The sequence below is a fragment of the Enterobacter sp. WI-ESBL-E8 genome (assembly GCF_053364895.1).
This window is the reverse complement of sequence record NZ_JBRWXJ010000001.1, coordinates 751,014-771,849: the sequence shown is the minus strand read 5'-3', so window position 1 is coordinate 771,849 and position 20,836 is coordinate 751,014. Positions and strand designations below refer to the sequence as shown.

Here is a 20,836-nt window from a genome sequence, read left to right as displayed (position 1 = left end):
GCTTTTTCAACTGCCCAGATTTGATTTTTTTCAGGTCCACACACTGCGGTTGCTTACAAGATGGGGTCGCAACGTCGTCCATCAAGGGGGAAGGATAAAAAAATTTTTAATTTCACCCCGATGAGATCATAGACGCCATCGATTGCGCCCATTATGATGCCGCGCCCCGTCAGGGAGAACTGACGCGGGTTTAACCATTTCACCATATTAATGATGATTTTTTTGAGGACTTATGGGCAACACTAAGTTGGCTAATCCGGCTCCGCTGGGCCTGATGGGTTTTGGCATGACCACTATCCTGCTGAACCTGCACAATATCGGGATGTTCCCGATGGATGGCATCATCCTGGCAATGGGCATTTTTTACGGCGGTATCGCGCAAATCTTCGCGGGCCTGCTGGAATATAAGAAAGGCAACACCTTCGGCTTAACCGCCTTCACCTCTTATGGCTCTTTCTGGCTGACCCTGGTTGCTATTCTGCTGCTGCCTAAAATGGGCCTGGCAGACGCGGCAAACGCCCACTTCCTGGGCGTTTACCTGGGCCTGTGGGGCGTGTTCACCCTGTTCATGTTCTTCGGCACCCTGAAAGGTAACCGCGCGCTGCAGTTCGTCTTCCTGAGCCTGACCGTACTGTTCGCCCTGCTGGCGATTGGTCACCTTGTGGATAACGAAGGCATCGTTCACGTTGCAGGCTGGATTGGTCTGGTTTGCGGCGCAAGCGCTATCTACCTGGCAATGGGTGAAGTGCTGAACGAGCAGTTTGACCGCACCATTCTACCGATTGGTGAAAAACACTGATTCCTCTGTCGTGCCCGCCACGCGGGCACGACATCCCCATGCCTGCCGAAGCCAAATTCCCAATACCAGCCCCATGACCGAAAGCGCGAGAACATACCAGGCGGGTGCCATCGGTGATACGCCCATCAGCACCGTGACCGCGATCGGCGTCAGTCCGCCAAAAATGGCATACGACACGTTGTAAGAGAACGAGATGCCGGTGAAGCGAACCTCTGGCGGGAACGCACGTACCATGACATACGGCACCGCGCCGACAACCCCGACGCACAGCCCCACCACACCGTACAACACAAACAGCTGTTCAGGATGGCTACCCGCCAGGTGATAAAATGCCCAGCTGGACGCCGCCAGCAGCAGGCTGCCTATGATAAAGGTCAGGCTCGGGCCAAAACGGTCGACGGCCAGCCCGGCAGCAAGACAGCCAAAGCAGAGCATAATGGTCGCGATACTGTTTGCCTGCAGCGTCACCGCCGGGGCGAATCCATACTGTTTCTGCAGCCAAACCGGCGACATTAATATCACCACGACAATGCCCGCCGAAAGCAGCCAGGTAAGAAGCATCGACACCACTACCGCTTTTTTATGGCGTACCACGACGGCTTTCACCGGCAGCTCCTGCGCCAGCGCTTTGCGCTGCTGCATCTCCAGGAAAATCGGTGTCTCCTGCAGCCAGCGACGCAGATACATCGCTACCAGACCAAACGCCCCGCCCAGCAGGAACGGAACACGCCAGCCCCAGTCGTGCACGGCCTGCGGCGTCATGCTGGTGTTGACAATCGTCGCCACCACCGACCCCAGCAAGATCCCGATGGTCAGGCCCGCCGTTAAGGTTCCACAGGCAATACCAATCCGGCGCGCCGGAACATGTTCCGCCACGAATACCCACGCGCCCGGCACTTCACCGCCAATCGCCGCGCCCTGAAGCACGCGCATCAGCAACAGCAGCAAAGGAGCAAGGATGCCCAGTGAGGCATAGGTGGGCAGCAGACCAATGGCCAGCGTGGGTACGGCCATCAGCAGAATGCTGAGGGTAAACATCTTCTTACGCCCTACCAGGTCGCCAAAGTGCGCCATCACAATGCCGCCCAGCGGACGCGCCAGATACCCTGCGGCAAAAATGCCGAAGGTTTGTACCTGACGCAGCCACTCGGGGATATCCGCCGGGAAGAAGAGCTCCCCCACCACGGCGGCGAAGAAGACGAAGATGATGAAATCGTAAAACTCCAGCGCGCCGCCTAAGGCCGCGAGCGTGAGAGTTTTATAGTCCTGTCGATTCAGAGGTCGGGTGTTATGTGACATAGCGAACCATTTAGCTTTTGTTGTGGATTTATTTTTACAGCTATCGTAAAGAAAAAATTACTATATCGTAAAAACCTTACCACGCCATCGCCGCTTCAGCTAATGTCACATAATTGTTATTTTCAGGAGATTGTTTCGCGGCGTGCGCTTTTAGGACGAAAAGCTGCTACCACTTTCTCGTCCGTCTCAACGTACGGCCCCTCCAGCAGCTGTATACAATACGGTACACTGGCGAATATACCGTGCACGATGACGCTGCCGTCTTCCGCTTTCAGCCCTTCCAGCGTCTCTTTGATCGACTTCGGCTGGCCCGGCAGGTTCAGAATCAACGCCTGTTTGCGGATTACGCCTACCTGACGGGAGAGAATGGCCGTCGGGACAAAGTGTAGACTGATCTGGCGCATCTGTTCGCCAAAGCCCGGCATTTCACGATCTGCGATAGCCAGCGTCGCGTCCGGCGTCACATCGCGGCGGGCAGGCCCCGTTCCCCCGGTGGTCAGCACCAGATGGCAGCTCATCTCATCAACCAGCTCACAAAGCGTCTGCTCAATGATCGGCTGTTCGTCTGGGATCAGGCGGGTCTGAATTTCAAAGGGGGTAGTCAGCGCGTTGCCCAGCCACTCTTCCAGAGCGGGGATGCCTTTATCCTGGTAAACACCGCTGGAGGCGCGGTCAGAAATCGACACTAAGCCGATGCGTAAGGTATTCATATCCATTCCATTCAAAGAGTACTGATTAAAGGGAATGATACACGCAGAGAGGAGATTCAGACAGGGTACGAAGGAAGACGCGTGACCGGGAGCCCGGTCACGCAGGATGATTACAGCAGGTCGCCGATCATTTTTTCCAGTTTGCCCTGGTCAACAGCAAACTTACGGATACCGTCCGCCAGTTTGTCTACTGCCATTGGATCCTGGTTGTGCTGCCACAGGAACTCGGATTCAGTGATGCGCTCAGGGCGTGCTTTCACTTCACCGGTGTAGGACAGTTTACGCTCCAGGGTACCTTCGCTTTCAGCCAGCTCTTTCAGAAGTGCAGGCGCGATGGTCAGGCGGTCACAGCCAGCCAGCTCGATGATTTCACCGACGTTACGGAAGCTTGCGCCCATAACCACAGTCTCATAGCCGTGCTGTTTGTAGTATTCGTAGATTTCAGTCACGGAAACCACGCCTGGATCTTCAGCTGGTGCGTACTCTTTCTTGTCGGTGTTGGCTTTGTACCAGTCCAGAATACGGCCTACGAATGGAGAAATCAGGTACACGCCGGCTTCTGCACAGGCACGCGCCTGCGCGAAGGAGAACAGCAGGGTCAGGTTACAGTTGATACCGTCTTTTTCCAGCTGCTCTGCAGCGCGGATGCCCTGCCAGGTAGAAGCCAGTTTGATCAGGATACGGTCGTTGCTGATGCCCGCATCGTTGTACATTTTGATCAGACGTTTTGCTTTCGCGATAGACGCTTCGGTGTCGTAGGACAGACGCGCATCTACTTCAGTAGAGATACGGCCAGGAACCAGCTTCAGAATTTCCAGACCGATGTTTACTGCCAGTTTATCAGTGGCATCCACAACCTGCTGCGCGCGGTCGTTGCTCTGTGCTTTCGCCCAGGTCACTGCGTCGTCAATCAGTTTGCGATACTCAGGGATCTGTGCGGCGTTAAGAATCAGAGAAGGGTTAGTTGTGGCATCCTGCGGCTGGTACAGCTTCATTGCCGCGATATCTCCGGTGTCAGCTACGACAGTGGTGAACTGACGAAGGGAGGTCAATTTATCCGTCATGATAGTGTTTCTCTTTTAACGTGCCCTGGATAATTCACGCTACCGACAGCATGCCTGCAGCGGAAAAATGACAGGTTTACTTGTTAGGGGGATGTAACCGGTCTGCCCTGATGATAACACGACGGAGGGGTAGCGCAACCGCAGACAGTGCGCTTAGGCAGAGTATGATAAACTCGGAATATTAACAGGCTGCTAAGCAACAGCATGCCCAATCAGTGGTAGCGCTTACATATTCACTTTGGCATCAACAAGAGGGACGTTAATGCCTGATTTCTTTTTCTTTATAAACGAAGTCCTGTGGGGCTCGATAATGATTTACCTGCTTCTGGGAGCAGGTATTTGGTTTACGCTACGCAGTGGGTTTATCCAGTTTCGCTATATCCGCAAGTTTGGCAGAAGTCTGAAAAACAGCGTCACGCCCCAGCCGGGCGGATTAACCTCATTCCAGGCGCTCTGTACCAGCCTTGCGGCACGCCTCGGCAGCGGGAATCTGGCGGGGGTCGCGCTGGCCATCAGCGCCGGTGGGCCTGGCGCGGTCTTCTGGATGTGGGTGACGGCGCTTCTCGGTATGGCCACCTCCTTCGCCGAAAGTTCGCTCGCGCAGCTCTACAAAGAGAAAGATAAGCACGGCCAGTTTCGCGGCGGTCCTGCCTGGTACATGGCGCGTGGCTTAGGGATGCGCTGGATGGGCGTTCTGTTCTCGCTTTTTTTACTGCTCGCGTACGGTCTTATTTTTAATACCGTCCAGGCTAACTCGGTCGCCAATGCCCTGCGCTACGCCTTCGCGTGTCCGGAGTGGGTCGCCGGTACCGTTTTAGCACTCATCGTTCTGCTCACCATTTCTACCGGCCTCAAAGGCATCGCCCGTCTCATGCAGTGGCTGGTTCCCATCATGGCTCTGCTCTGGATTGCCGCGAGCCTGTTCGTCGCCGCACTGCACGTCGACCAGGTTCCGGGCGTGATAGCGGCCATCGTCAAAAGCGCCTTTGGCTGGCGTGAAGTCGCATCCGGCGCGCTGGGCTACACCTTCAGCCAGGCGCTGATGGCGGGGTTCCAGCGAGGCATGTTTTCCAATGAAGCCGGCATGGGGTCGACACCCAACGCCGCCGCCGCCGCCTCGTCGTGGCCGCCGCATCCTGCCGCGCAAGGTATTGTGCAGATGATTGGCGTCTTTACCGATACCATTGTTATCTGTTCCGCCAGCGCCATGATTTTGCTGCTGGCAGGCCCCGTGCCGCATTCGTCGGAAACCGCCGGAATACAGCTTCTCCAGCAGGCGCTGATGAGCCTGACCGGCGGCTGGGGAGCCGGATTTGTCTCGCTCATCCTGGTCTTGTTTGCCTTCAGCTCGATTGTGGTGAATTACCTCTACGCCGAAAATAACCTTATTTTCCTGAAGCTCGACTCCCGCGCCGCAATCGGAGCGCTGCGCCTGGGCGTCATACTGATGGTCGTCGCTGGCTCCCTCCTCAGCATGCCGCTGGTCTGGCAGCTGGCCGATATCATTATGGCGCTGATGGCAATCACGAACCTGACGGCGATCCTGCTACTTTCACCGGTTGTGACCCTGATTGCCAGAGACTACCTCCGTCAGCGCAAGCTGGGCATTCCGCCGGTATTTGATCCCGCTCGCTATCCCGACGTTAAGGCGCAGCTGGCTCCCGGCACGTGGGATGATTTGCCGCGGCAATAACAGCTATCGATCAATTCAGAGCGATTTTTTGCTAAAGTCGCTCTAAATTTCCCGCAAGGACTGGATATGCTGATTCTGATTTCACCTGCAAAAACGCTCGACTACCAGAGCCCGCTCGCCACCGAGCGCTATACCCAGCCTGAACTGCTGGACTACTCTCAACAGCTGATCCGCGAAGCGCGCAAACTCTCTGCGCCGCAAATCGCCTCGCTGATGAGCATCAGCGACAAGCTGGCAGACCTTAACGCGACCCGCTTTCACGAGTGGCACCCGGATTTCACCCCCGCTAACGCCCGCCAGGCCATTCTGGCGTTTAAGGGCGATGTCTATACCGGCCTGCAGGCGGAAGATTTTAGCGAAGCCGATTTCGATTTTGCCCAGCAGCATCTGCGCATGCTGTCGGGCCTGTATGGCGTACTGCGTCCGCTGGATCTGATGCAGCCGTATCGTCTGGAGATGGGGATTCGCCTGGCAAATGCCAAAGGCAAAGATCTGTACCATTTCTGGGGCGATATCATCACCGATAAGCTGAATGCGGCGCTGCACGCTCAGGGTGATAACGTGGTGATTAACCTGGCGTCTGATGAATACTACAAGTCGGTGAAACCGAAAAAGCTGGATGCGGAAATTATCAAGCCGGTGTTCCTCGACGAGAAGAACGGTAAGTTCAAAGTGATCAGCTTCTACGCCAAGAAAGCGCGCGGCCTGATGAGCCGCTTCATCATCCAGAACCGCCTGACGAAGCCGGAGCAGCTGACCGCCTTTAACAGCGAAGGCTATTTCTTTGACGAGGCGTCGTCAGGGAAAGGCGAGCTGGTGTTTAAGCGCCACGAGCAGTAAAACAGACCCCCGCCAGCTGGCGGGGTTTTGCATTAATGATGTTTCCAGTCCGGGCCTGGACGATGATCGTCATGTCGGTCATCGTGACGGTCGTGGTGATTGTCACGATCGCGATGCTCATCATGCGGACGCCAGTGGTTATCGCGCCAGTCATAATGCGCCTTCCACCAGTCATGGTCGCGCCAGCGGCCGCCGTCCCAGTAGTGCCCGTTATTATCCTGGTCGCCAAACTGCAGTTTTACCGCAGGAACCAGCGTGATTTCAGATGCCTGTACCGCCATGGGAGCGACCAGCATCAGTGAAAGCGCGATGAGAGCAGGTTTCAGTTTAGACATAGGTGACTCCTCGTTACTCTTGCCCAACGTGGGCCGATGTAAGGAGATTACGCGAGGGGAACGGGGGATGTTATTCTCTGCAATCCTAAACGCTAAGTGACCGCATTTATTGGGAATTTCTGCTTTTTTCCTGCGTAATTTCTCCTTAATTTCTCCATAAAAAAGCCGGGTGGCGGCTTCGCCTTACCCGGCCTCGGTACAGTGTTGCTGTTGCCGGGTGACGCTGCGCTTACCCGGCCTACGTTCTGAGCCGTTGTAGGTCGGGTAAGGCGTAGCCGCCACCCGACAAAAATCATGCTCGGATCATCATCAGCTTACGCAGCGCGGCAAAATCCGCCGGCAGCTCATGAGACAGCAGCGGCAGGTCGGCACGCTCAGCCAGCTCTTTCGGCAGCGGCAGCGTTTCGCCCAGAATTGCTTCCACGCTCTCTTTGAACTTCGCCGGATGCGCGGTTCCCAGGAACAGGCCATACTCACCCGGGTTAAGCTGGTCGCGCAGCGCGCGGTAAGCAATCGCCGCGTGCGGTTCAGAGGTGTAACCTACCGCTTTTAACTCACGCATGGTGGCTTTGGTGGTTTCATCCGTCACCGCCGCGTAGCCCAGGTCACTCAGACGCCAGATCTTACGGCGGAACAACTCTTCCACGCGCGGCCAGTTGTTCGGCTGGGACACATCCATCGCGTTGGAGAGCGTCGCCTGCGTGGCGTTTGGCGCCCACTTTCCGTCTTTCAGGAAGCGCGGCACGGTATCGTTGGCATTGGTGGCGGCAATAAAGCGTTTCACCGGCAGCCCCAGCGATTTCGCCAGCAGGCCAGCCGTCAGGTCGCCGAAGTTACCGCTCGGCACGGAGATCACCAGCTGATTGCGGGCTTCCTGCGGCAGCTGCGCCACCGCTTCAAAGTAGTAGCAGATCTGCGCCAGCAGACGACTGATATTGATAGAGTTGGCGGAGTTCAGACCCAGCGCCACCTTCAGCTCTTCATCGTCGAAGGCCTGTTTAACCAGCGCCTGGCAGGCATCGAAGTCACCGTCGATCGCCACGGTTTCAATATTGCCGCCGAGCGTGCAGAACAATTTTTCCTGCAGCGGGCTGATTTTGCCTTTCGGATAGAGGATCACCACGCGGACGTTTTTCAGGCCGTAGAACGCGTGAGCAACCGCCGCACCGGTATCGCCGGAGGTGGCGGTCAGAATGGTCACCGGTTTGTCGCCGCTGATGTGGGTCAGCATCTGGGCCATGAAGCGGCCGCCGAAGTCTTTAAACGCCAGGGTTGGGCCGTGGAACAGCTCCAGACAACCGACGTCAGGCTCAACCTGCTGAACGGGTGCCGGGAAAGCGAACGCCGCACGCACGCGTTCTTCCAGCAGCTCCTGCGGAATTTCGTCGCCGATAAACGCCGACAGAATTTTGGTGCTGCGGGTGACAAAGTCCAGCTTCAGCAGTTCATCAATCTCGGTCAGCTGAAATTCCGGCAGGTCATGGGGGAAAAACAGCCCCTGATTTTTGCCCAGTCCCTGCGTTACCGCCTGCGCGAAGCTGACCTGCTCGTTATGATCTTTAAGGTTGTAGAGTTTCATTAATTATCCCAGTACTCGTGCGCCAGCCGTGTCCAGACGGCAAATATGAACAAAGCCTTCCTGATTTTGCAGGTAGTGTTTAGAGAGCCAGTCCGCCACGCGCTGCGCAGTGTCTGGCTTATCGCACAGGGCGAACAGCGTCGGGCCGGAGCCGGAGATGCCGCACGCCTGCGCGCCGATATCCATGGATGCCTGTCGCGCCTCGTTAAAGCCCGGCAGCAGCTTCGTGCGGTACGGCTCGGCAATGACGTCCTTCATCAGTTTCGCCGCCAGCTGTGGCTGACGGGTGTAGCAGGCGTGAATAAAGCCTGCCAGGTGACGCCCGTGGGCGATGCAATCCTGACGACGATACTGCGCGGGCAGGATCGCACGCGCTTCTGCGGTTGAAACCTTAATGCCCGGATAGGCCAGCACCCACAGCCACTCATCAAACCCTGGCACCTGCTGGCTGATGATGCCATTTTCTTCGATCATCAGCTGCATACCGCCGAGGAAGCACGGCGCCACGTTGTCGTAATGAATGCTGCCGGAGATACGGCCTTCCAGCTCGCCCATTAAGGCAAGCATGCGGTTGTTGTTCAGGGGTTTGCCGCAGTGCTCGTTCATCGCCACCAGCGCGGCGACCACGGAACAAGCGCTGGAGCCCAGGCCCGAGCCAATCGGCATACTTTTTTCCAGCGTCATGGCGACCGGCACGTTTTTGCCGATCTCCTGACAGAAGCGCTCCCAGCACTGATAGACAATATTCTCGCGCGGGTCAGACGGCAGCTTGCTGGCGAAACGGCCCACGTTATTCAGGCTGAAACTTTCTGCCGCTTCAACCGTGACCGTATCGCCCAGCAGCGAACCATCCACCGGAGTGACCGCCGCGCCCAGCACGTCAAATCCGACGCTCATATTGGCGCTGGAAGCCGGGGCATAAACTTTGACCATGTTAAACTCCTAACTTCCATGACAGGGTACGCAGCAGATCGGCAAACACACCCGCCGCTGTAACATCGTTCCCTGCGCCATAGCCGCGAAGCACCAGCGGCAATGGCTGATAATAGTGGCTGTAAAACGCGAGGGCGTTTTCGCCGTTTTTGACTTTGTAGAGCGGATCGTTGCCATCCACTTCGGCAATCTTCACCCGGCACACACCATCTTCTTCAATGTTGCCAACATAGCGCAATACCTTACCTTCATCACGGGCTTTCGCAACGCGAGCGGCAAAAGCGTCGTCAAGCTGCGGCAAATTCGCCATAAAGGCGCTGACGTCACCGCTGTCATCAAACTCTGCTGGCAGCACCGGCTCAATCACGATATCCGAAAGCTCAAGCTCGCGGCCCGTTTCACGCACGAGGATCAGCAGCTTGCGCGCCACGTCCATCCCGGAGAGATCGTCACGCGGATCCGGCTCGGTATAGCCCAGCTCGCGCGCGGCGCGGGTTGCTTCTGACAGGCTCATGCCTTCATCCAGCTTGCCGAAGATAAAGGACAGCGAGCCGGAGAGAATGCCGGAGAAACGCTGCAGTTCATCGCCCGCGTTGAGCAGGTTTTGCAGGTTCTCGATAACCGGCAGCCCCGCGCCCACGTTGGTGTCGTACAGGAACTTGCGGCGCGACTTGCTCGCCGCCAGACGCAGCTGGTGATAGTAATCCATCGACGAGGTGTTGGCCTTTTTGTTTGGCGTCACCACGTGGAAACCTTCGCGCAGGAAGTCGGCGTACTGATCGGCCACCGCCTGGTTGGAGGTACAGTCAACAATCACCGGGTTAAGCAGGTGATACTCTTTCACCAGACGGATCAGGCGACCCAGGTTGAACGGCTCTTTCGCCTCGTTCATCTCGGCCTGCCAGTTTTCCAGGTTCAGCCCGTGAACGTTGGTCAGCAGCGCTTTCGAGTTGGCAATCCCGCAGACGCGCAGATCGATATGTTTCTTCTTCAGCCACGCCTGCTGACGCTTCACCTGCTCCAGCAGCGCACCGCCCACGCCTCCGACGCCAATCAGGAACAGCTCGATGACCTGATCGGTATTGAACAGCATCTGGTGAACCACGCGTACGCCGGTGGTGGCGTCATCGTTGTCCACGACAACAGAAATTGAACGCTCTGACGACCCCTGGGCAATTGCCACAATATTAATGTTGGCGCGCGCCAGCGCGGCAAAGAATTTGGCGGAGATACCGCGCAGCGTGCGCATACCGTCGCCGACCACAGAAATAATCGCCAGGCGCTCCTGAATGGAGAGCGGCTCAAGCAGCTCTTCTTTCAGCTCCAGATAGAACTCTTCTTCCAGCGCGCGGCGGGCGCGCAGACAGTCGCCCTGCGGCACGCAGAAGCTAATGCTGTACTCGGAAGAGGACTGGGTGATCAGCACTACAGAAATTCCGTTGCGGGACATGGCCGCAAACACGCGCGCCGCCATGCCGACCATCCCTTTCATCCCCGGACCGGAGACGCTGAACATCGCCATATTGTTAAGGTTGGAGATACCTTTCACCGGCAGGCCGTCCTCATCGGTACTGGCGCCAATCAGCGTACCCGGCGCCTGCGGGTTACCGGTGTTTTTAATCAGACAAGGGATTTGGAACTGGGCTATCGGGGAGATGGTACGCGGGTGAAGCACTTTAGCGCCGAAGTAGGAGAGCTCCATCGCTTCCTGGTACGACATCGACTTCAGCAGTCTGGCATCGGGCACCTGGCGTGGGTCGCAGGTATAGACGCCGTCAACGTCAGTCCAGATCTCACAACAGTCCGCGCGTAAACAGGCGGCCAGCACGGCGGCGGAATAGTCGGAACCGTTACGGCCCAGCACCACCAGCTCGCCCTTCTCGTTACCGGCGGTGAAGCCGGCCATCAGGATCATGTGGTCAGACGGGATTTTGCTCGCGGCGATACGGCGGGTTGATTCGGCAATATCAACCGTGGATTCGAGGTAGTGGCCCACTGCCAGCAGTTTTTCAACCGGATCGATCACGGTCACGTTGTGACCACGCGCTTCCAGCACGCCCGCCATAATGGCGATAGACAGTTTTTCGCCCCGGCAGATCAGCGCCGCGTTGATGCTGTCCGGGCACTGTCCCAGCAGGCTGATTCCGTGCAGAACATGTTTAATTTGCGCGAATTCCTGCTCAACAAAGGACTTCAGCTGAGCGTGCGGGAAGCCAGGCAGCGCCTCTGCCAGCCCCTGCAGCAGCTCAGCGAAGATACGCTCGGCGTCGCTAATGTTCGGGAGTGCATCCTGGCCACCGATGGTCTTTTCAATCATTGCCACCAGATGGTTAGTGATTTTTGCCGGGGCAGAGAGCACGGTTGCAACCTGCCCCTGCCTGGCGTTGCTCTCCAGGATATCGGCAACACGCAGAAAACGTTCTGCATTTGCCACTGATGTACCGCCGAACTTCAACACTCGCATGGTTCTACCTCGTTTCCTTTAGCCGAAAAAAAAGCCCGCACTGTTCAGGTGCGGGCTTTTTTTTGTTTTTCCTGTACGCGTCAGCCCGCATCGTTACCTGTGGTAATGATGATGGTTGTGGTAATGGTGGTGATGCTGATGCGTTTCATGGATGTTGTGTACTCTGTCATTATTATCTGTCTGTGCTGTATTCTTTTAGGGTTAAAGGATCGGGCCCCTTAAGTCAATGGATTTTTAATTTGATCACATTTTGAGAGACTCTCACGTCCCGCTGCGGGCAGATTTATTTTCATCCGATTCCCCCAGATGCAACCCTTTGCAACAGACTTATCCGCCATAGTAAAAACTTATGGCAGTATTTTACTCGGCCAATTTTTTTTCAATATCATGCAGCAAACGATGCAGCATTGCGGTGTCCCGCTGCTCAAGACGCCCAAGACGCTGCTGCAGCCAGTCAGCCATTTTTTGATCGTCCGCCACCCCCAGCTGGGTTAACAGCTGCTCAACGCGAGCGCGCAGCGCGGCCAGCTGATTTTCGTTTGCCCCTTCAGCCTGAGGTTCGGGAATTTGTATTAGGGAGGCTAATTGATAGCAATAAACCATTACTGCCTGGCCTAAGTTCAGGGACGGGTAATCGGCCACCATCGGCGCGCCGGTAAGAACGTCAGCCAGCTCCAGCTCTTCGTTTGTTAATCCGGAATCTTCACGACCAAACACCAGCGCCGCTTTTTCCAGCCACTGGCTTTTCTCGCTCAGCATCGGCACAAGCTCCGCTGGCGTGGCGTAATAGTGAAACTTCGCCCGGCTGCGCGCCGTGGTGGCGACGGTGAAGGAGATATCGTGTAGCGCCGCGGCGAGGGTATCATAAGTGGTTATATTATCGAGAATATCGCCCGATCCGTGCGCCACCCAGCGTGCCGCAGGCTCCAGGTGGGCAGTGCTGTCCACGATACGTAAATCGGTAAATCCCATGGTCTTCATGGCGCGCGCGGCAGCGCCTATATTTTCTGCTCTGGCTGGGGCGACCAGTACAATCGACAGATGCATTTATGCTCTCTTTTTAATCAGTTAGCGGGTAAAAATGTGATGCGCTTCAACATATTACGCAGCGCGAATTTACAAAATTGCAACACAAATCACCGAAATAGCGTTTCATAACAAATTAAAAACGCTAAACTATTCCTTGTCTGAACAATCAGTTAGAATGTTAACAGAACACTATTATCCCTATGTTTTATAATGATAATAGCGATATGAATACCCTATTCTGATTGGATTCGCTTCGTTTATAAATCAATGTCCGCAACTAGTTGGTTTATTGAAAAATTGTGACAAAGGCTAGCATTCGGCTACGATGATTTCATCAAACTGTTAACGTGCTACAATTGAACTTGATATATGTCAACGAAGCGTAGTTTTATTGGGTGTCTGGTGTCACTTAGCCTGTTATGTTGCTGTTAAAATGGTTAGGATGACAGCCGTTTTTGACACTGTCGGGTCCAAAGGGAAAGTACCCAAGACCAAGCTAATGATGTTGTTGACGTTGATGGAAAGTGCATCAAGAACGCAATTACGTACTTTAGTCACGTTAAGCCGATCATGTTAATTTGCGACATGCATCAGGCAGGTCAGGGACTTTTGTACTTCCTGTTTCGATTTAGTTGGCAATTTAGGTAGCAAACATGCAGACCCCGCACATTCTTATCGTTGAAGACGAGTTGGTAACACGCAACACGTTAAAGAGCATTTTCGAAGCAGAAGGCTACGATGTCTTTGAAGCGACCGATGGCGCAGAGATGCATCAGATCCTTTCTGAAAATGATATCAACCTGGTGATCATGGATATTAACCTGCCGGGCAAAAACGGTCTTCTTCTGGCGCGCGAACTGCGCGAGCAGGCGAACGTCGCGTTAATGTTCCTGACGGGCCGTGACAACGAAGTTGATAAAATTCTTGGCCTGGAAATCGGTGCGGATGACTACATCACCAAGCCGTTCAATCCTCGCGAGTTAACCATTCGTGCACGCAACCTGCTGTCCCGCACCATGAACCTGGGTACGGTCAGCGAAGAGCGTCGTAGCGTAGACAGCTACAAATTCAACGGCTGGGAACTTGATATCAATAGCCGTTCGCTGATTAGCCCGAACGGTGAGCAGTATAAACTGCCGCGCAGTGAATTCCGCGCGATGCTGCACTTCTGCGAAAACCCGGGCAAAATTCAGTCCCGTGCAGAGCTGCTGAAGAAAATGACCGGCCGTGAGCTGAAGCCACACGACCGTACCGTAGACGTCACCATCCGTCGTATTCGTAAACATTTCGAATCTACGCCAGATACGCCGGAAATCATCGCCACGATCCACGGCGAAGGGTACCGTTTCTGCGGCGATCTGCAGGAGTAATCCCGCAGTTAATGCATTAAAAAACGGCGCTTATGCGCCGTTTTTTTTATTTCCAGATCCGCATCGTGTCGTTATCAGGCTCTGCAGAAGGTTGAGGACGCTTCGGCTGAGAGAGCGAGTACCAGTCAAAATGACGGGTCAGATACATCACCGCGAACAGCGCCAGGGCGAGAACCGCCGACCCCAACAGCAATGCACTGTCCTCCGAACGCAGCAGGAACCACATCACCACATCCAGTCCGAGGAGTGCCAGCACAAACATTCCGCTGCGCTTCCAGCTTTTCAGCACCGCCTGCAGGTACATTCCGTTCATCGCCGCCCCAACGAGGCTTGCGACAATCCAGGCGGGGGTAAACCCGACGTGTTCAGACAAGGCCAGCAGTACCAGATAGAACAAGACCAGCGACAGCCCCACCAGCAGATACTGCATCGGGTGAAGGCGTAATCCGGTTAAGGTCTCGAAGACAAAGAAGGCCATAAACGTCAGGGCAATCAGCAAAATAGCGTATTTAATTGCCCGATCCGTCAATTGATACTGGTCGGCTGGCGTGGCTACCGTCACGCTAAAGGCCGGGAGCGCTTCCCACTCCGGTGATTCCTTGTCGTAGAACCAGCTCTCAAGGTTATTTGCAAACCAGCTGCTCTGCCAGTTCGCCTGGAAACCAGACTCGCCTATCTGGTGCTTAACCGGAAGGTAATCGCCCATAAAACCCGGATGCGGCCAGTTGCTGTTGAGCGTCATTTCGCTATTACGCCCTACCGGTACCACCGCAAAACTGCCGGTTCCCGCCAGGTTGAGTGACATCTCAAGTGCAAACGTTTTGGCTTCCAGCGCTTTGTCGGTCAGCGGGATGTGGACGCCCGCTAGCGCCCCGTAGACACCGGAACCGGGTTCTACGCTTAGCGTTTCACCATTGATTTTAGAGATGCTGACGGTGCCAATACCCCGCGCGTCGCCAACGCCCGTCACGATAAACGGCTGCCCTGTTGTTATCGTTTCCCCTCTCAGCTGTTTTAGCGCTTCGGTATTAAACTGCGCTTTTATCTTCAGGTCAGTGTTCCAGATTTGCCCGTCATAGATGCCAATATTTCTCGACTCCACGTGCTGGTTCCCTTCAATAACCAGAGATTCCGGCAGAATGTAATGCATATAGCTTTTCTTAAATTCGACCTTCTTCTCGTCCTCTATCTTGTAAAAGATCTCCGTCATCGGAATGGCAATCATCGGACCGACCAGTTTTTGCGGTCCGCTGGTGCTTTGGCGCAGCGTATTTTCAACATCGTTGCGATAGCTCTCACGCTCTGAAATCAGGTTACTGACCATAAACAGCGGGACTAACAGCAGCAGGATGCACCCCAGCAGGGTGCTAATTTTCCAGAACAGGGGGGATTTCATCATTACGTCTCCTTTGTGATGGGGAGAGCGTAACCGGGCCGCGTGGAGCCAGTTTGAAGTTATGTGAAGGGACGGTGAAGTGTGAGCGTGGCCATCACGCCTCCTTCATCACGATTGCGTAAATCGATCTCTCCCTGATGCAGACGCGCAACCTCCTGGACAAACGCCAGCCCGAGACCGCTGCTCTTCAACCCGTTCTCACGAGGAAGGGAATAAAAGCGTTCAAAAATACGTTCCCGCGCATAGTCCGGGATCCCGCTTCCGCTGTCGGTGACGATCAGCTGTACCTGCCTGCGATCTTCCCGGGCCACTAGTGCAATGGCCCCGCCCTGCGGCGTGAAATCTATAGCGTTATCCAGCAAATTGCCAAGCGCCTGTTCGAGAAGGTCGGGATCGCCCGCCACGTAAAGCGAGGCCGGCTGAAGGGTCAGCACAATCTCTTTCGCTGCCAACAGTGCCGCGCGCGCGTCGGCAAGCCGCGTGAACAGCGAGTCGACGCTGACGACCTCAGGAATAATCTCGACGCGATTTTCAAGCCGAGCCTGGGTGAGCAGCTTTTCGACCAGCGACTGCATGCGCGCGTTCTGTACCAGAATATTATCGATAAACCGCTCGGCCACCTGCGGCGGTGGCTGTTCAGAGAGAATTTCTGCCGCACCGCGAATGGCCGCGATCGGGCTTTTCAGCTCGTGGGTGAGCGCATGGACATAGCGTTCAATATAGTTTTTCCCTTCCAGGCGAATGCGCATATTTTCCAGCGCCTGCGCCAGCTTGTGCAGTTCGCTACTGCCGGGATTCGGTAGCGGGAGAGGCGTATCGGTGGTCACCGAGTCGGCATAGCGCGATAAGGTGCCGATGGATCGATTGATCCACCACGCCACAGCAAAGCCAATCAGCAGGGCAATGCCGAGCAGCGCTCCGCCTGCCCACAGGATCCGTCGTTCGCTGCGGTGAATCACCGGCGCCATCGCGCTGTTCGGTTTGCCTACCGAGATCGCACCGATAATCTTGCCCCGATCCCTGATCGGTGCCGCAACATACATCACCGTGCTCTCCGGATCGTCGGGAAAGCTCTGGGTGCTGCGCGCGCCATATTCACCGCGAAGCGTCAGCCAGACGTCGTTCCAGCGCGAATAATCTTTTCCCACGGCCAGACCGGCGGAATCAAACACGACCCGGCCCTGTGCATCGGTCATGTAGACGTGATACTCGTTACGCACTTTATGAATCCCGCCGATATTGGCGCGCAAAGGGCGTTGATGAAGCTGCGAAAAGGCCTGCGCCAGCTTGCCCTGCTGCGCATTACCCGAAAGCAAATCGTCACGTCCGATTTCGGCCAACAGGGTCGCGGTATCGATCAACGTGCCCTCGGTTGCTCTGCGCACGCCGGGCTTCACTTCCTGAACAAAGATCGACAGCACAAACCACGCGGCGATGGCGACGATCAGGAAATACCCCAGCAGCAACCGCATTCCAATGCGCATTAATAAAGCCCCAGGCTATAGCCCATACCGCGATGGGTACTGATGGGTGAAAGTTCCTCATTCACCGCCCGCAGCTTGGCGCGCAGGGTTTTGATGTGGGTGTCCACGGTACGATCGAAACTGTCGCCGTCTTCGCCCCACACCTTGTCCATTAACTGCTGACGGGAGAACACCCGTCCGGGAGCCTGCAGTAAGGTTTTAAGCAGTAAAAACTCATAGCGCGTGAGCGGTAATGCTTCACCACACCAGCTAATTCGCGCGGCTGGTTCATTCAGCTCAAACTGGCCGATGCGCACAATCTCTGAAGGCGCGGCGGATTTTTGCATGCGCCGTAAAATTGTCCGCACCCGCGCACAGACTTCACGGGGTGAAAAAGGCTTGGCCACGTAGTCATCGGCCCCCATTTCGAGCCCAAGCAGCTTGTCCACCTCATCACTGCGCGCCGTCAGAAACAGCACCGGCAATGAAGGATGCTGCGCCAGCAGTCGGCGACAAAGCTCAAACCCACTGATGTCCGGCAGCCCGACATCCAGAATGGCGAGCGCCGGAGCCTGTCGCCTCGCCTCCTCCAGCACCGGCAAACCCCGTTCAAACGCCTTTACTGCAAATCCCTCCTGCTGGAGCATGTAGATAAGCGTATCGGCGATACTGATTTCGTCTTCAACCAGCCAGACCACAGGTTGTTGCATGGTTCATCCCTGAATTAGTGCCACGGCATAATCGGCACCGCGCTGATCGCGTTTTTCGGCGAGCCTTCCACCACTTTGTCGGAATAGGCCAGGTATGCCAGGGTGTTGCGTTTGGCATCATAGAAGCGCACTACCTGAAGCTTTTTAAACACCAGCGAGGTCCGTTTCTGGAACACCACATCACCCTGCGCTTTACCGTTTTTAATTTTATCGCTCAGCTCAACCGGCCCAACCTGCTGGCAGGAGATCGCCGCATCGGAAGTATCTTCCGCCAGCCCCAGGCCGCCTTTGATACCGCCCGTTTTCGCGCGGCTGACGTAGCAGGTGACGTTTTTCACGTCCGGATCGTCAAACGCCTCCACCACAATTTTGTGGTCAGGGCCGAACATTTTGAACACGGTATCGACGGAACCAATCTGTTCTGCCTGTGCGACGCGGCCAACCATCAACATCAATGCGGTGAAGATCAAAGTCTTGTATTTCATATTGTTACCATTCTTTAAAATTACGCTGAGCGATTATTCAACACTTTAGACAAAAATGTAGCAAGATCACAGGATTAGAATATATTTGCCCATAATGTGCTCCAAAAAGCATGAATGCGCAAAAAAAACACTGAATGCTAAAACATCAAAAAATGCTATTATCCGCTAACCTGTTATCAGGCACCTGCTGTTTTAAGGATGAGGATAGTATATGGATCAGGCTGGAATTATTCGCGACCTGCTCACCTGGCTGGAAGGTCATCTCGACCAGCCTTTGTCACTGGATAATGTGGCGGCTAAAGCAGGCTATTCCAAGTGGCATCTGCAGAGGATGTTCAAAGATGTCACCGGTCATGCTATCGGGGCCTATATTCGCGCACGTCGTCTGTCAAAGTCTGCTGTGGCATTGCGCCTGACCGCACGCCCGATTCTGGATATTGCCCTGCAATACCGTTTCGATTCGCAGCAAACCTTCACCCGCGCCTTTAAGAAACAGTTCTCGTTGACGCCAGCGCTTTATCGTCGCTCGCCTGACTGGAGCTCGTTTGGCATGCGTCCGCCGCTGCGTCTGGGCGAGTTCGCGATGCCGAAATACGAAATTGTCACGCTGCCTGAAACCCATCTGATCGGTACAACGCAGAGTTACTCGTGCTCTCTGGAGCAGATTTCTGAGTTCCGACATCAGATGCGCGTCCAGTTCTGGCGCGACTTCCTGAGCCACGCGCCGGCGATCCCGCCGATTCTGTATGGTCTCAACGAAACGCACCCGAGCCAGGAAAAAGACGACGAACAGGAGGTGTTCTACACCACCGCGCTGACACCGGATATGGCCAATGGCTACATTCAGGGGTCGAAGCCTGTCGTGCTGGAAGGCGGTGAGTACGTGATGTTCGCGTATGAAGGGCTGGGAACGGGGGTTCAGGAGTTCATCCTGACCGTTTACGGGACCTGCATGCCGATGCTGAATCTGAATCGCCGTAAGGGTCAGGACATTGAGCGCTACTACCCGGCGCAGGATGCTAAACCGGAAGAAGGCCCAATCAATCTGCGTATGGAATTCTTGATTCCGATACGTCGTTAACGCTGCAGTTCGTCAAGCGCAGGGGCATCAAGATGCGAAATGTCCCCTGCCATCTCCACTACCCAGCCCGACGCCAGCCACGCGCTCTCCTGGTAATCAATCCGGGAAATGGAGCAGTTGCGCAGACGCAAACGGCGCTCAGCATACGCCGGTAACCCCAGAATGGTGCTCACCAGGCAACCCAACGCAATCCCGTGACTCACCAGTAGCGGACGGCTTCCTGCCGGAAGCTTCAGGCACTCGGCCAGAGCAGCATGCATGCGCACGCTGAGCTCCTGCATGGATTCTCCCTCAGGAATACGGCCATCTTCGGTACCGTTCACTAGCGTGCGACGCCAGCCCTCTTCCGTTTCCGTCAGCGTATCGATATGGCGTTTTTCCAGCACGCCCATATCCAGCTCGCGCAGGCGCGGCTCAAGCATGACGTCACAGCCGCAGGCGTCTGCGATGATGCGCGCCGTCTGCTGTGTGCGACCTAAGTCGCTGGTGATGACGTGGGTAATGCCCAGCGTTCTGGCACGCTCTGCCACCTGCCACGCTTGCTGCACGCCCTTCTCAGTGAGGGGACTGTCTGACTGGCCTTGAATACGTCGCTCGGCGTTCCACTGCGTTTCACCGTGGCGAACAAGGTATACCTGTAACATGCTTTTTTTCCGTTATACTGCGATGAGTTTTTTTGAATCGAGCTTAATTATGCACCATGTTGTCTCTGCTACCACTAATCCTGCCAAAATTCAGGCAATTCTAAGGGCATTTGAAGAGATCTTCGGCGCAGGATCCTGCCATATTGAGGCCATCGGCGTCGAGAGTGGCGTTCCTGAACAGCCGTTCGGCAGCGAGGAAACGCGCGCTGGCGCACGAAATCGCGTGGCGAATGCGAAGGCTGCGGCACCGGATGCTGACTTTTGGGTGGCCATTGAAGCAGGTATCGACGAAGGCGCAACGTTTAGCTGGGTGGTTATCGAAAGTCGCGAGCAGCGCGGTGAAGCGCGTTCGGCTACCCTGCCGCTACCAGACATTATTCTTGAGAAAGTACGCGCGGGTGAAGCGCTCGGGCCGGTGATGTCGCAGTACACCGGCATTGATGAGATTGGCCGTAAAGAAGGGGCCATTGGCGTCTTCACCGCAGGCGCGCTGACGCGTTCAGGCGTGTATCACCAGGCGGTGATCCTGGCGTTAAGCCCGTTCCATAACGCGATTTATCGTTGAATGTGTAGGCCGGAGAAGGCGAAGCCGTCATCCGGCGTTTTTCAGCAATACCGCTTCCAGCCACTGGCGCAGCTCAACCGGTGCCGACTTAAGGCTGTTCGATCCGCGGGTAATCGTTGCGATACCCGCGCCGAGCTCATTTTTAAGCTCGCGCTGGCTCATCTCGCCGCGCAGCAACTCTTCAATGATCCGCACGCGCGTGCCCAGCGCCTCGCGCTCGTCCGGCGTGAGCATCAGCTGCATCAGGGGTAAATGCAAATCCTGATCGTAAGACTGGCGAAGCAACTCCACAAAACGAAGCCACTCCTGATGACGTTGTTCGGCCATTGCCGAGGAATACGGGGAATGCTGGGTCATGTTATGCTGCCTCTTGTACT

General features: G+C 55.5%; 22 protein-coding genes and 1 other annotated feature. Of the genes, 6 read left to right on the top strand and 16 right to left on the bottom strand.

Going from position 1 to position 20,836, the window contains the following annotated elements:
• The first annotated feature begins 232 nt into the window (after nt 1-232).
• Nucleotides 233-799, top strand: coding sequence for an acetate uptake transporter (satP, locus tag ACWHWP_RS03750; RefSeq protein WP_047346310.1), 567 nt, complete (start codon nt 233-235; stop codon nt 797-799).
• On the opposite strand, the gene ACWHWP_RS03745 is transcribed toward satP, so the two are convergent.
• The 3 genes from ACWHWP_RS03745 to tal form a co-directional block, all read right to left on the bottom strand.
• On the bottom strand, nt 776-2,098 hold the full coding sequence (locus ACWHWP_RS03745) for an MFS transporter (protein ID WP_447855085.1): 1,323 nt from the start codon (nt 2,096-2,098) through the stop codon (nt 776-778). The two genes, satP and ACWHWP_RS03745, sit on opposite strands and share 24 nt — an antisense overlap.
• Before the next feature lie 122 nt (nt 2,099-2,220).
• Nucleotides 2,221-2,808, bottom strand: coding sequence for a molybdopterin adenylyltransferase (gene mog / locus ACWHWP_RS03740; protein WP_047346308.1), 588 nt, complete (start codon nt 2,806-2,808; stop codon nt 2,221-2,223).
• Nucleotides 2,809-2,918: 110 nt separating this feature from the next.
• Entirely contained in the window at nt 2,919-3,872 is a 954-nt protein-coding gene (gene tal, locus ACWHWP_RS03735; protein ID WP_023334458.1) for a transaldolase, read from the bottom strand.
• Nucleotides 3,873-4,134: 262 nt separating this feature from the next.
• Between tal and ACWHWP_RS03730 the strand changes: the two genes are divergently transcribed.
• Nucleotides 4,135-5,565: an alanine/glycine:cation symporter family protein gene (locus tag ACWHWP_RS03730; protein ID WP_447855084.1), complete on the top strand. Its 1,431-nt coding sequence runs from the start codon at nt 4,135-4,137 to the stop codon at nt 5,563-5,565.
• Between the two features lie 66 nt (nt 5,566-5,631).
• Nucleotides 5,632-6,405 carry a peroxide stress protein YaaA gene (gene yaaA / locus ACWHWP_RS03725; RefSeq protein WP_059312609.1) on the top strand — a complete coding sequence of 258 codons (774 nt, stop codon included), beginning with the start codon at nt 5,632-5,634 and terminating at the stop codon, nt 6,403-6,405.
• 32 nt (nt 6,406-6,437) lie between these two features.
• On the opposite strand, the gene ACWHWP_RS03720 is transcribed toward yaaA, so the two are convergent.
• From ACWHWP_RS03720 to yjjY, 7 genes are all read right to left on the bottom strand, one after another.
• Nucleotides 6,438-6,740 (bottom strand): DUF2502 domain-containing protein, encoded by a 303-nt coding sequence (locus ACWHWP_RS03720; RefSeq protein ID WP_447855083.1) that lies wholly within the window; start codon nt 6,738-6,740, stop codon nt 6,438-6,440.
• A gap of 292 nt (nt 6,741-7,032) precedes the next feature.
• Nucleotides 7,033-8,319 carry a threonine synthase gene (gene thrC / locus ACWHWP_RS03715; RefSeq protein WP_059312611.1) on the bottom strand — a complete coding sequence of 429 codons (1,287 nt, stop codon included), beginning with the start codon at nt 8,317-8,319 and terminating at the stop codon, nt 7,033-7,035.
• A gap of 3 nt (nt 8,320-8,322) precedes the next feature.
• Nucleotides 8,323-9,252 carry a homoserine kinase gene (gene thrB / locus ACWHWP_RS03710; protein ID WP_059312612.1) on the bottom strand — a complete coding sequence of 310 codons (930 nt, stop codon included), beginning with the start codon at nt 9,250-9,252 and terminating at the stop codon, nt 8,323-8,325.
• Nucleotide 9,253: 1 nt separating this feature from the next.
• Nucleotides 9,254-11,716, bottom strand: a complete 2,463-nt coding sequence (thrA, locus tag ACWHWP_RS03705; RefSeq protein WP_063429604.1) for a bifunctional aspartate kinase/homoserine dehydrogenase I — start codon at nt 11,714-11,716, stop codon at nt 9,254-9,256.
• 24 nt (nt 11,717-11,740) lie between these two features.
• Nucleotides 11,741-11,858, bottom strand: a sequence feature (Thr leader region).
• The gene (thrL, locus tag ACWHWP_RS03700; RefSeq protein ID WP_015572623.1) at nt 11,797-11,865 is read right to left on the bottom strand and encodes a thr operon leader peptide; all 69 of its coding nucleotides are present in this window, start codon (nt 11,863-11,865) and stop codon (nt 11,797-11,799) included. It overlaps the preceding feature by 62 nt.
• A gap of 211 nt (nt 11,866-12,076) precedes the next feature.
• Nucleotides 12,077-12,763 (bottom strand): tRNA/rRNA methyltransferase, encoded by a 687-nt coding sequence (locus ACWHWP_RS03695; protein WP_447855082.1) that lies wholly within the window; start codon nt 12,761-12,763, stop codon nt 12,077-12,079.
• 399 nt (nt 12,764-13,162) lie between these two features.
• Nucleotides 13,163-13,303 carry a YjjY family protein gene (gene yjjY / locus ACWHWP_RS03690; protein WP_085928893.1) on the bottom strand — a complete coding sequence of 47 codons (141 nt, stop codon included), beginning with the start codon at nt 13,301-13,303 and terminating at the stop codon, nt 13,163-13,165.
• A 95-nt stretch (nt 13,304-13,398) separates the two neighbouring features.
• Between yjjY and arcA the strand changes: the two genes are divergently transcribed.
• On the top strand, nt 13,399-14,115 hold the full coding sequence (gene arcA / locus ACWHWP_RS03685) for a two-component system response regulator ArcA (RefSeq protein WP_003856501.1): 717 nt from the start codon (nt 13,399-13,401) through the stop codon (nt 14,113-14,115).
• A 46-nt stretch (nt 14,116-14,161) separates the two neighbouring features.
• Here the strand turns inward: arcA and creD are convergent, their stop codons facing one another.
• From creD to creA, 4 genes are read right to left on the bottom strand one after another with little or no spacing between them, the layout of a single operon-like run.
• Complete coding sequence (gene creD / locus ACWHWP_RS03680; RefSeq protein ID WP_447855081.1) at nt 14,162-15,514, bottom strand: cell envelope integrity protein CreD; 1,353 nt, start codon at nt 15,512-15,514, stop codon at nt 14,162-14,164.
• A 56-nt stretch (nt 15,515-15,570) separates the two neighbouring features.
• Nucleotides 15,571-16,995, bottom strand: coding sequence for a two-component system sensor histidine kinase CreC (gene creC, locus ACWHWP_RS03675; RefSeq protein WP_447855080.1), 1,425 nt, complete (start codon nt 16,993-16,995; stop codon nt 15,571-15,573).
• Nucleotides 16,995-17,684, bottom strand: a complete 690-nt coding sequence (gene creB / locus ACWHWP_RS03670) for a two-component system response regulator CreB (RefSeq protein ID WP_063957455.1) — start codon at nt 17,682-17,684, stop codon at nt 16,995-16,997. Before creB ends, creC begins: the two co-directional genes overlap by 1 nt.
• A 14-nt stretch (nt 17,685-17,698) precedes the next feature.
• Complete coding sequence (creA, locus tag ACWHWP_RS03665; protein WP_023334448.1) at nt 17,699-18,169, bottom strand: protein CreA; 471 nt, start codon at nt 18,167-18,169, stop codon at nt 17,699-17,701.
• Between the two features lie 211 nt (nt 18,170-18,380).
• Between creA and robA the strand changes: the two genes are divergently transcribed.
• Complete coding sequence (gene robA / locus ACWHWP_RS03660; protein ID WP_025758049.1) at nt 18,381-19,250, top strand: MDR efflux pump AcrAB transcriptional activator RobA; 870 nt, start codon at nt 18,381-18,383, stop codon at nt 19,248-19,250.
• Here the strand turns inward: robA and gpmB are convergent.
• On the bottom strand, nt 19,247-19,894 hold the full coding sequence (gene gpmB / locus ACWHWP_RS03655) for a 2,3-diphosphoglycerate-dependent phosphoglycerate mutase GpmB (protein ID WP_008502057.1): 648 nt from the start codon (nt 19,892-19,894) through the stop codon (nt 19,247-19,249). The genes robA and gpmB overlap by 4 nt on opposite strands.
• A gap of 49 nt (nt 19,895-19,943) precedes the next feature.
• On the opposite strand from gpmB, the gene yjjX reads away from it, so the two are divergent.
• Nucleotides 19,944-20,459: an inosine/xanthosine triphosphatase gene (gene yjjX, locus ACWHWP_RS03650; RefSeq protein ID WP_059312712.1), complete on the top strand. Its 516-nt coding sequence runs from the start codon at nt 19,944-19,946 to the stop codon at nt 20,457-20,459.
• A 27-nt stretch (nt 20,460-20,486) separates the two neighbouring features.
• Here the strand turns inward: yjjX and trpR are convergent, their stop codons facing one another.
• Nucleotides 20,487-20,816 (bottom strand): trp operon repressor, encoded by a 330-nt coding sequence (trpR, locus tag ACWHWP_RS03645; RefSeq protein ID WP_047346298.1) that lies wholly within the window; start codon nt 20,814-20,816, stop codon nt 20,487-20,489.
• Between the last annotated feature and the right edge of the window lie 20 nt (nt 20,817-20,836).

Coding starts and splice junctions, on each gene's coding strand:
- thrA (WP_063429604.1), bottom strand. CDS start 11,716: ATGCGAGTGTTGAAGTTCGGCGGTACATCAGTGGCAAATGCAGAACGT.
- ACWHWP_RS03695 (WP_447855082.1), bottom strand. CDS start 12,763: ATGCATCTGTCGATTGTACTGGTCGCCCCAGCCAGAGCAGAAAATATA.
- creB (WP_063957455.1), bottom strand. CDS start 17,684: ATGCAACAACCTGTGGTCTGGCTGGTTGAAGACGAAATCAGTATCGCC.
- creC (WP_447855080.1), bottom strand. CDS start 16,995: ATGCGCATTGGAATGCGGTTGCTGCTGGGGTATTTCCTGATCGTCGCC.
- yaaA (WP_059312609.1), top strand. CDS start 5,632: ATGCTGATTCTGATTTCACCTGCAAAAACGCTCGACTACCAGAGCCCG.
- creA (WP_023334448.1), bottom strand. CDS start 18,169: ATGAAATACAAGACTTTGATCTTCACCGCATTGATGTTGATGGTTGGC.
- creD (WP_447855081.1), bottom strand. CDS start 15,514: ATGATGAAATCCCCCCTGTTCTGGAAAATTAGCACCCTGCTGGGGTGC.
- mog (WP_047346308.1), bottom strand. CDS start 2,808: ATGAATACCTTACGCATCGGCTTAGTGTCGATTTCTGACCGCGCCTCC.
- ACWHWP_RS03720 (WP_447855083.1), bottom strand. CDS start 6,740: ATGTCTAAACTGAAACCTGCTCTCATCGCGCTTTCACTGATGCTGGTC.
- ACWHWP_RS03730 (WP_447855084.1), top strand. CDS start 4,135: ATGCCTGATTTCTTTTTCTTTATAAACGAAGTCCTGTGGGGCTCGATA.
- yjjX (WP_059312712.1), top strand. CDS start 19,944: ATGCACCATGTTGTCTCTGCTACCACTAATCCTGCCAAAATTCAGGCA.
- satP (WP_047346310.1), top strand. CDS start 233: ATGGGCAACACTAAGTTGGCTAATCCGGCTCCGCTGGGCCTGATGGGT.
- arcA (WP_003856501.1), top strand. CDS start 13,399: ATGCAGACCCCGCACATTCTTATCGTTGAAGACGAGTTGGTAACACGC.
- gpmB (WP_008502057.1), bottom strand. CDS start 19,894: ATGTTACAGGTATACCTTGTTCGCCACGGTGAAACGCAGTGGAACGCC.
- thrB (WP_059312612.1), bottom strand. CDS start 9,252: ATGGTCAAAGTTTATGCCCCGGCTTCCAGCGCCAATATGAGCGTCGGA.
- robA (WP_025758049.1), top strand. CDS start 18,381: ATGGATCAGGCTGGAATTATTCGCGACCTGCTCACCTGGCTGGAAGGT.
- thrC (WP_059312611.1), bottom strand. CDS start 8,319: ATGAAACTCTACAACCTTAAAGATCATAACGAGCAGGTCAGCTTCGCG.
- tal (WP_023334458.1), bottom strand. CDS start 3,872: ATGACGGATAAATTGACCTCCCTTCGTCAGTTCACCACTGTCGTAGCT.
- trpR (WP_047346298.1), bottom strand. CDS start 20,816: ATGACCCAGCATTCCCCGTATTCCTCGGCAATGGCCGAACAACGTCAT.
- ACWHWP_RS03745 (WP_447855085.1), bottom strand. CDS start 2,098: ATGTCACATAACACCCGACCTCTGAATCGACAGGACTATAAAACTCTC.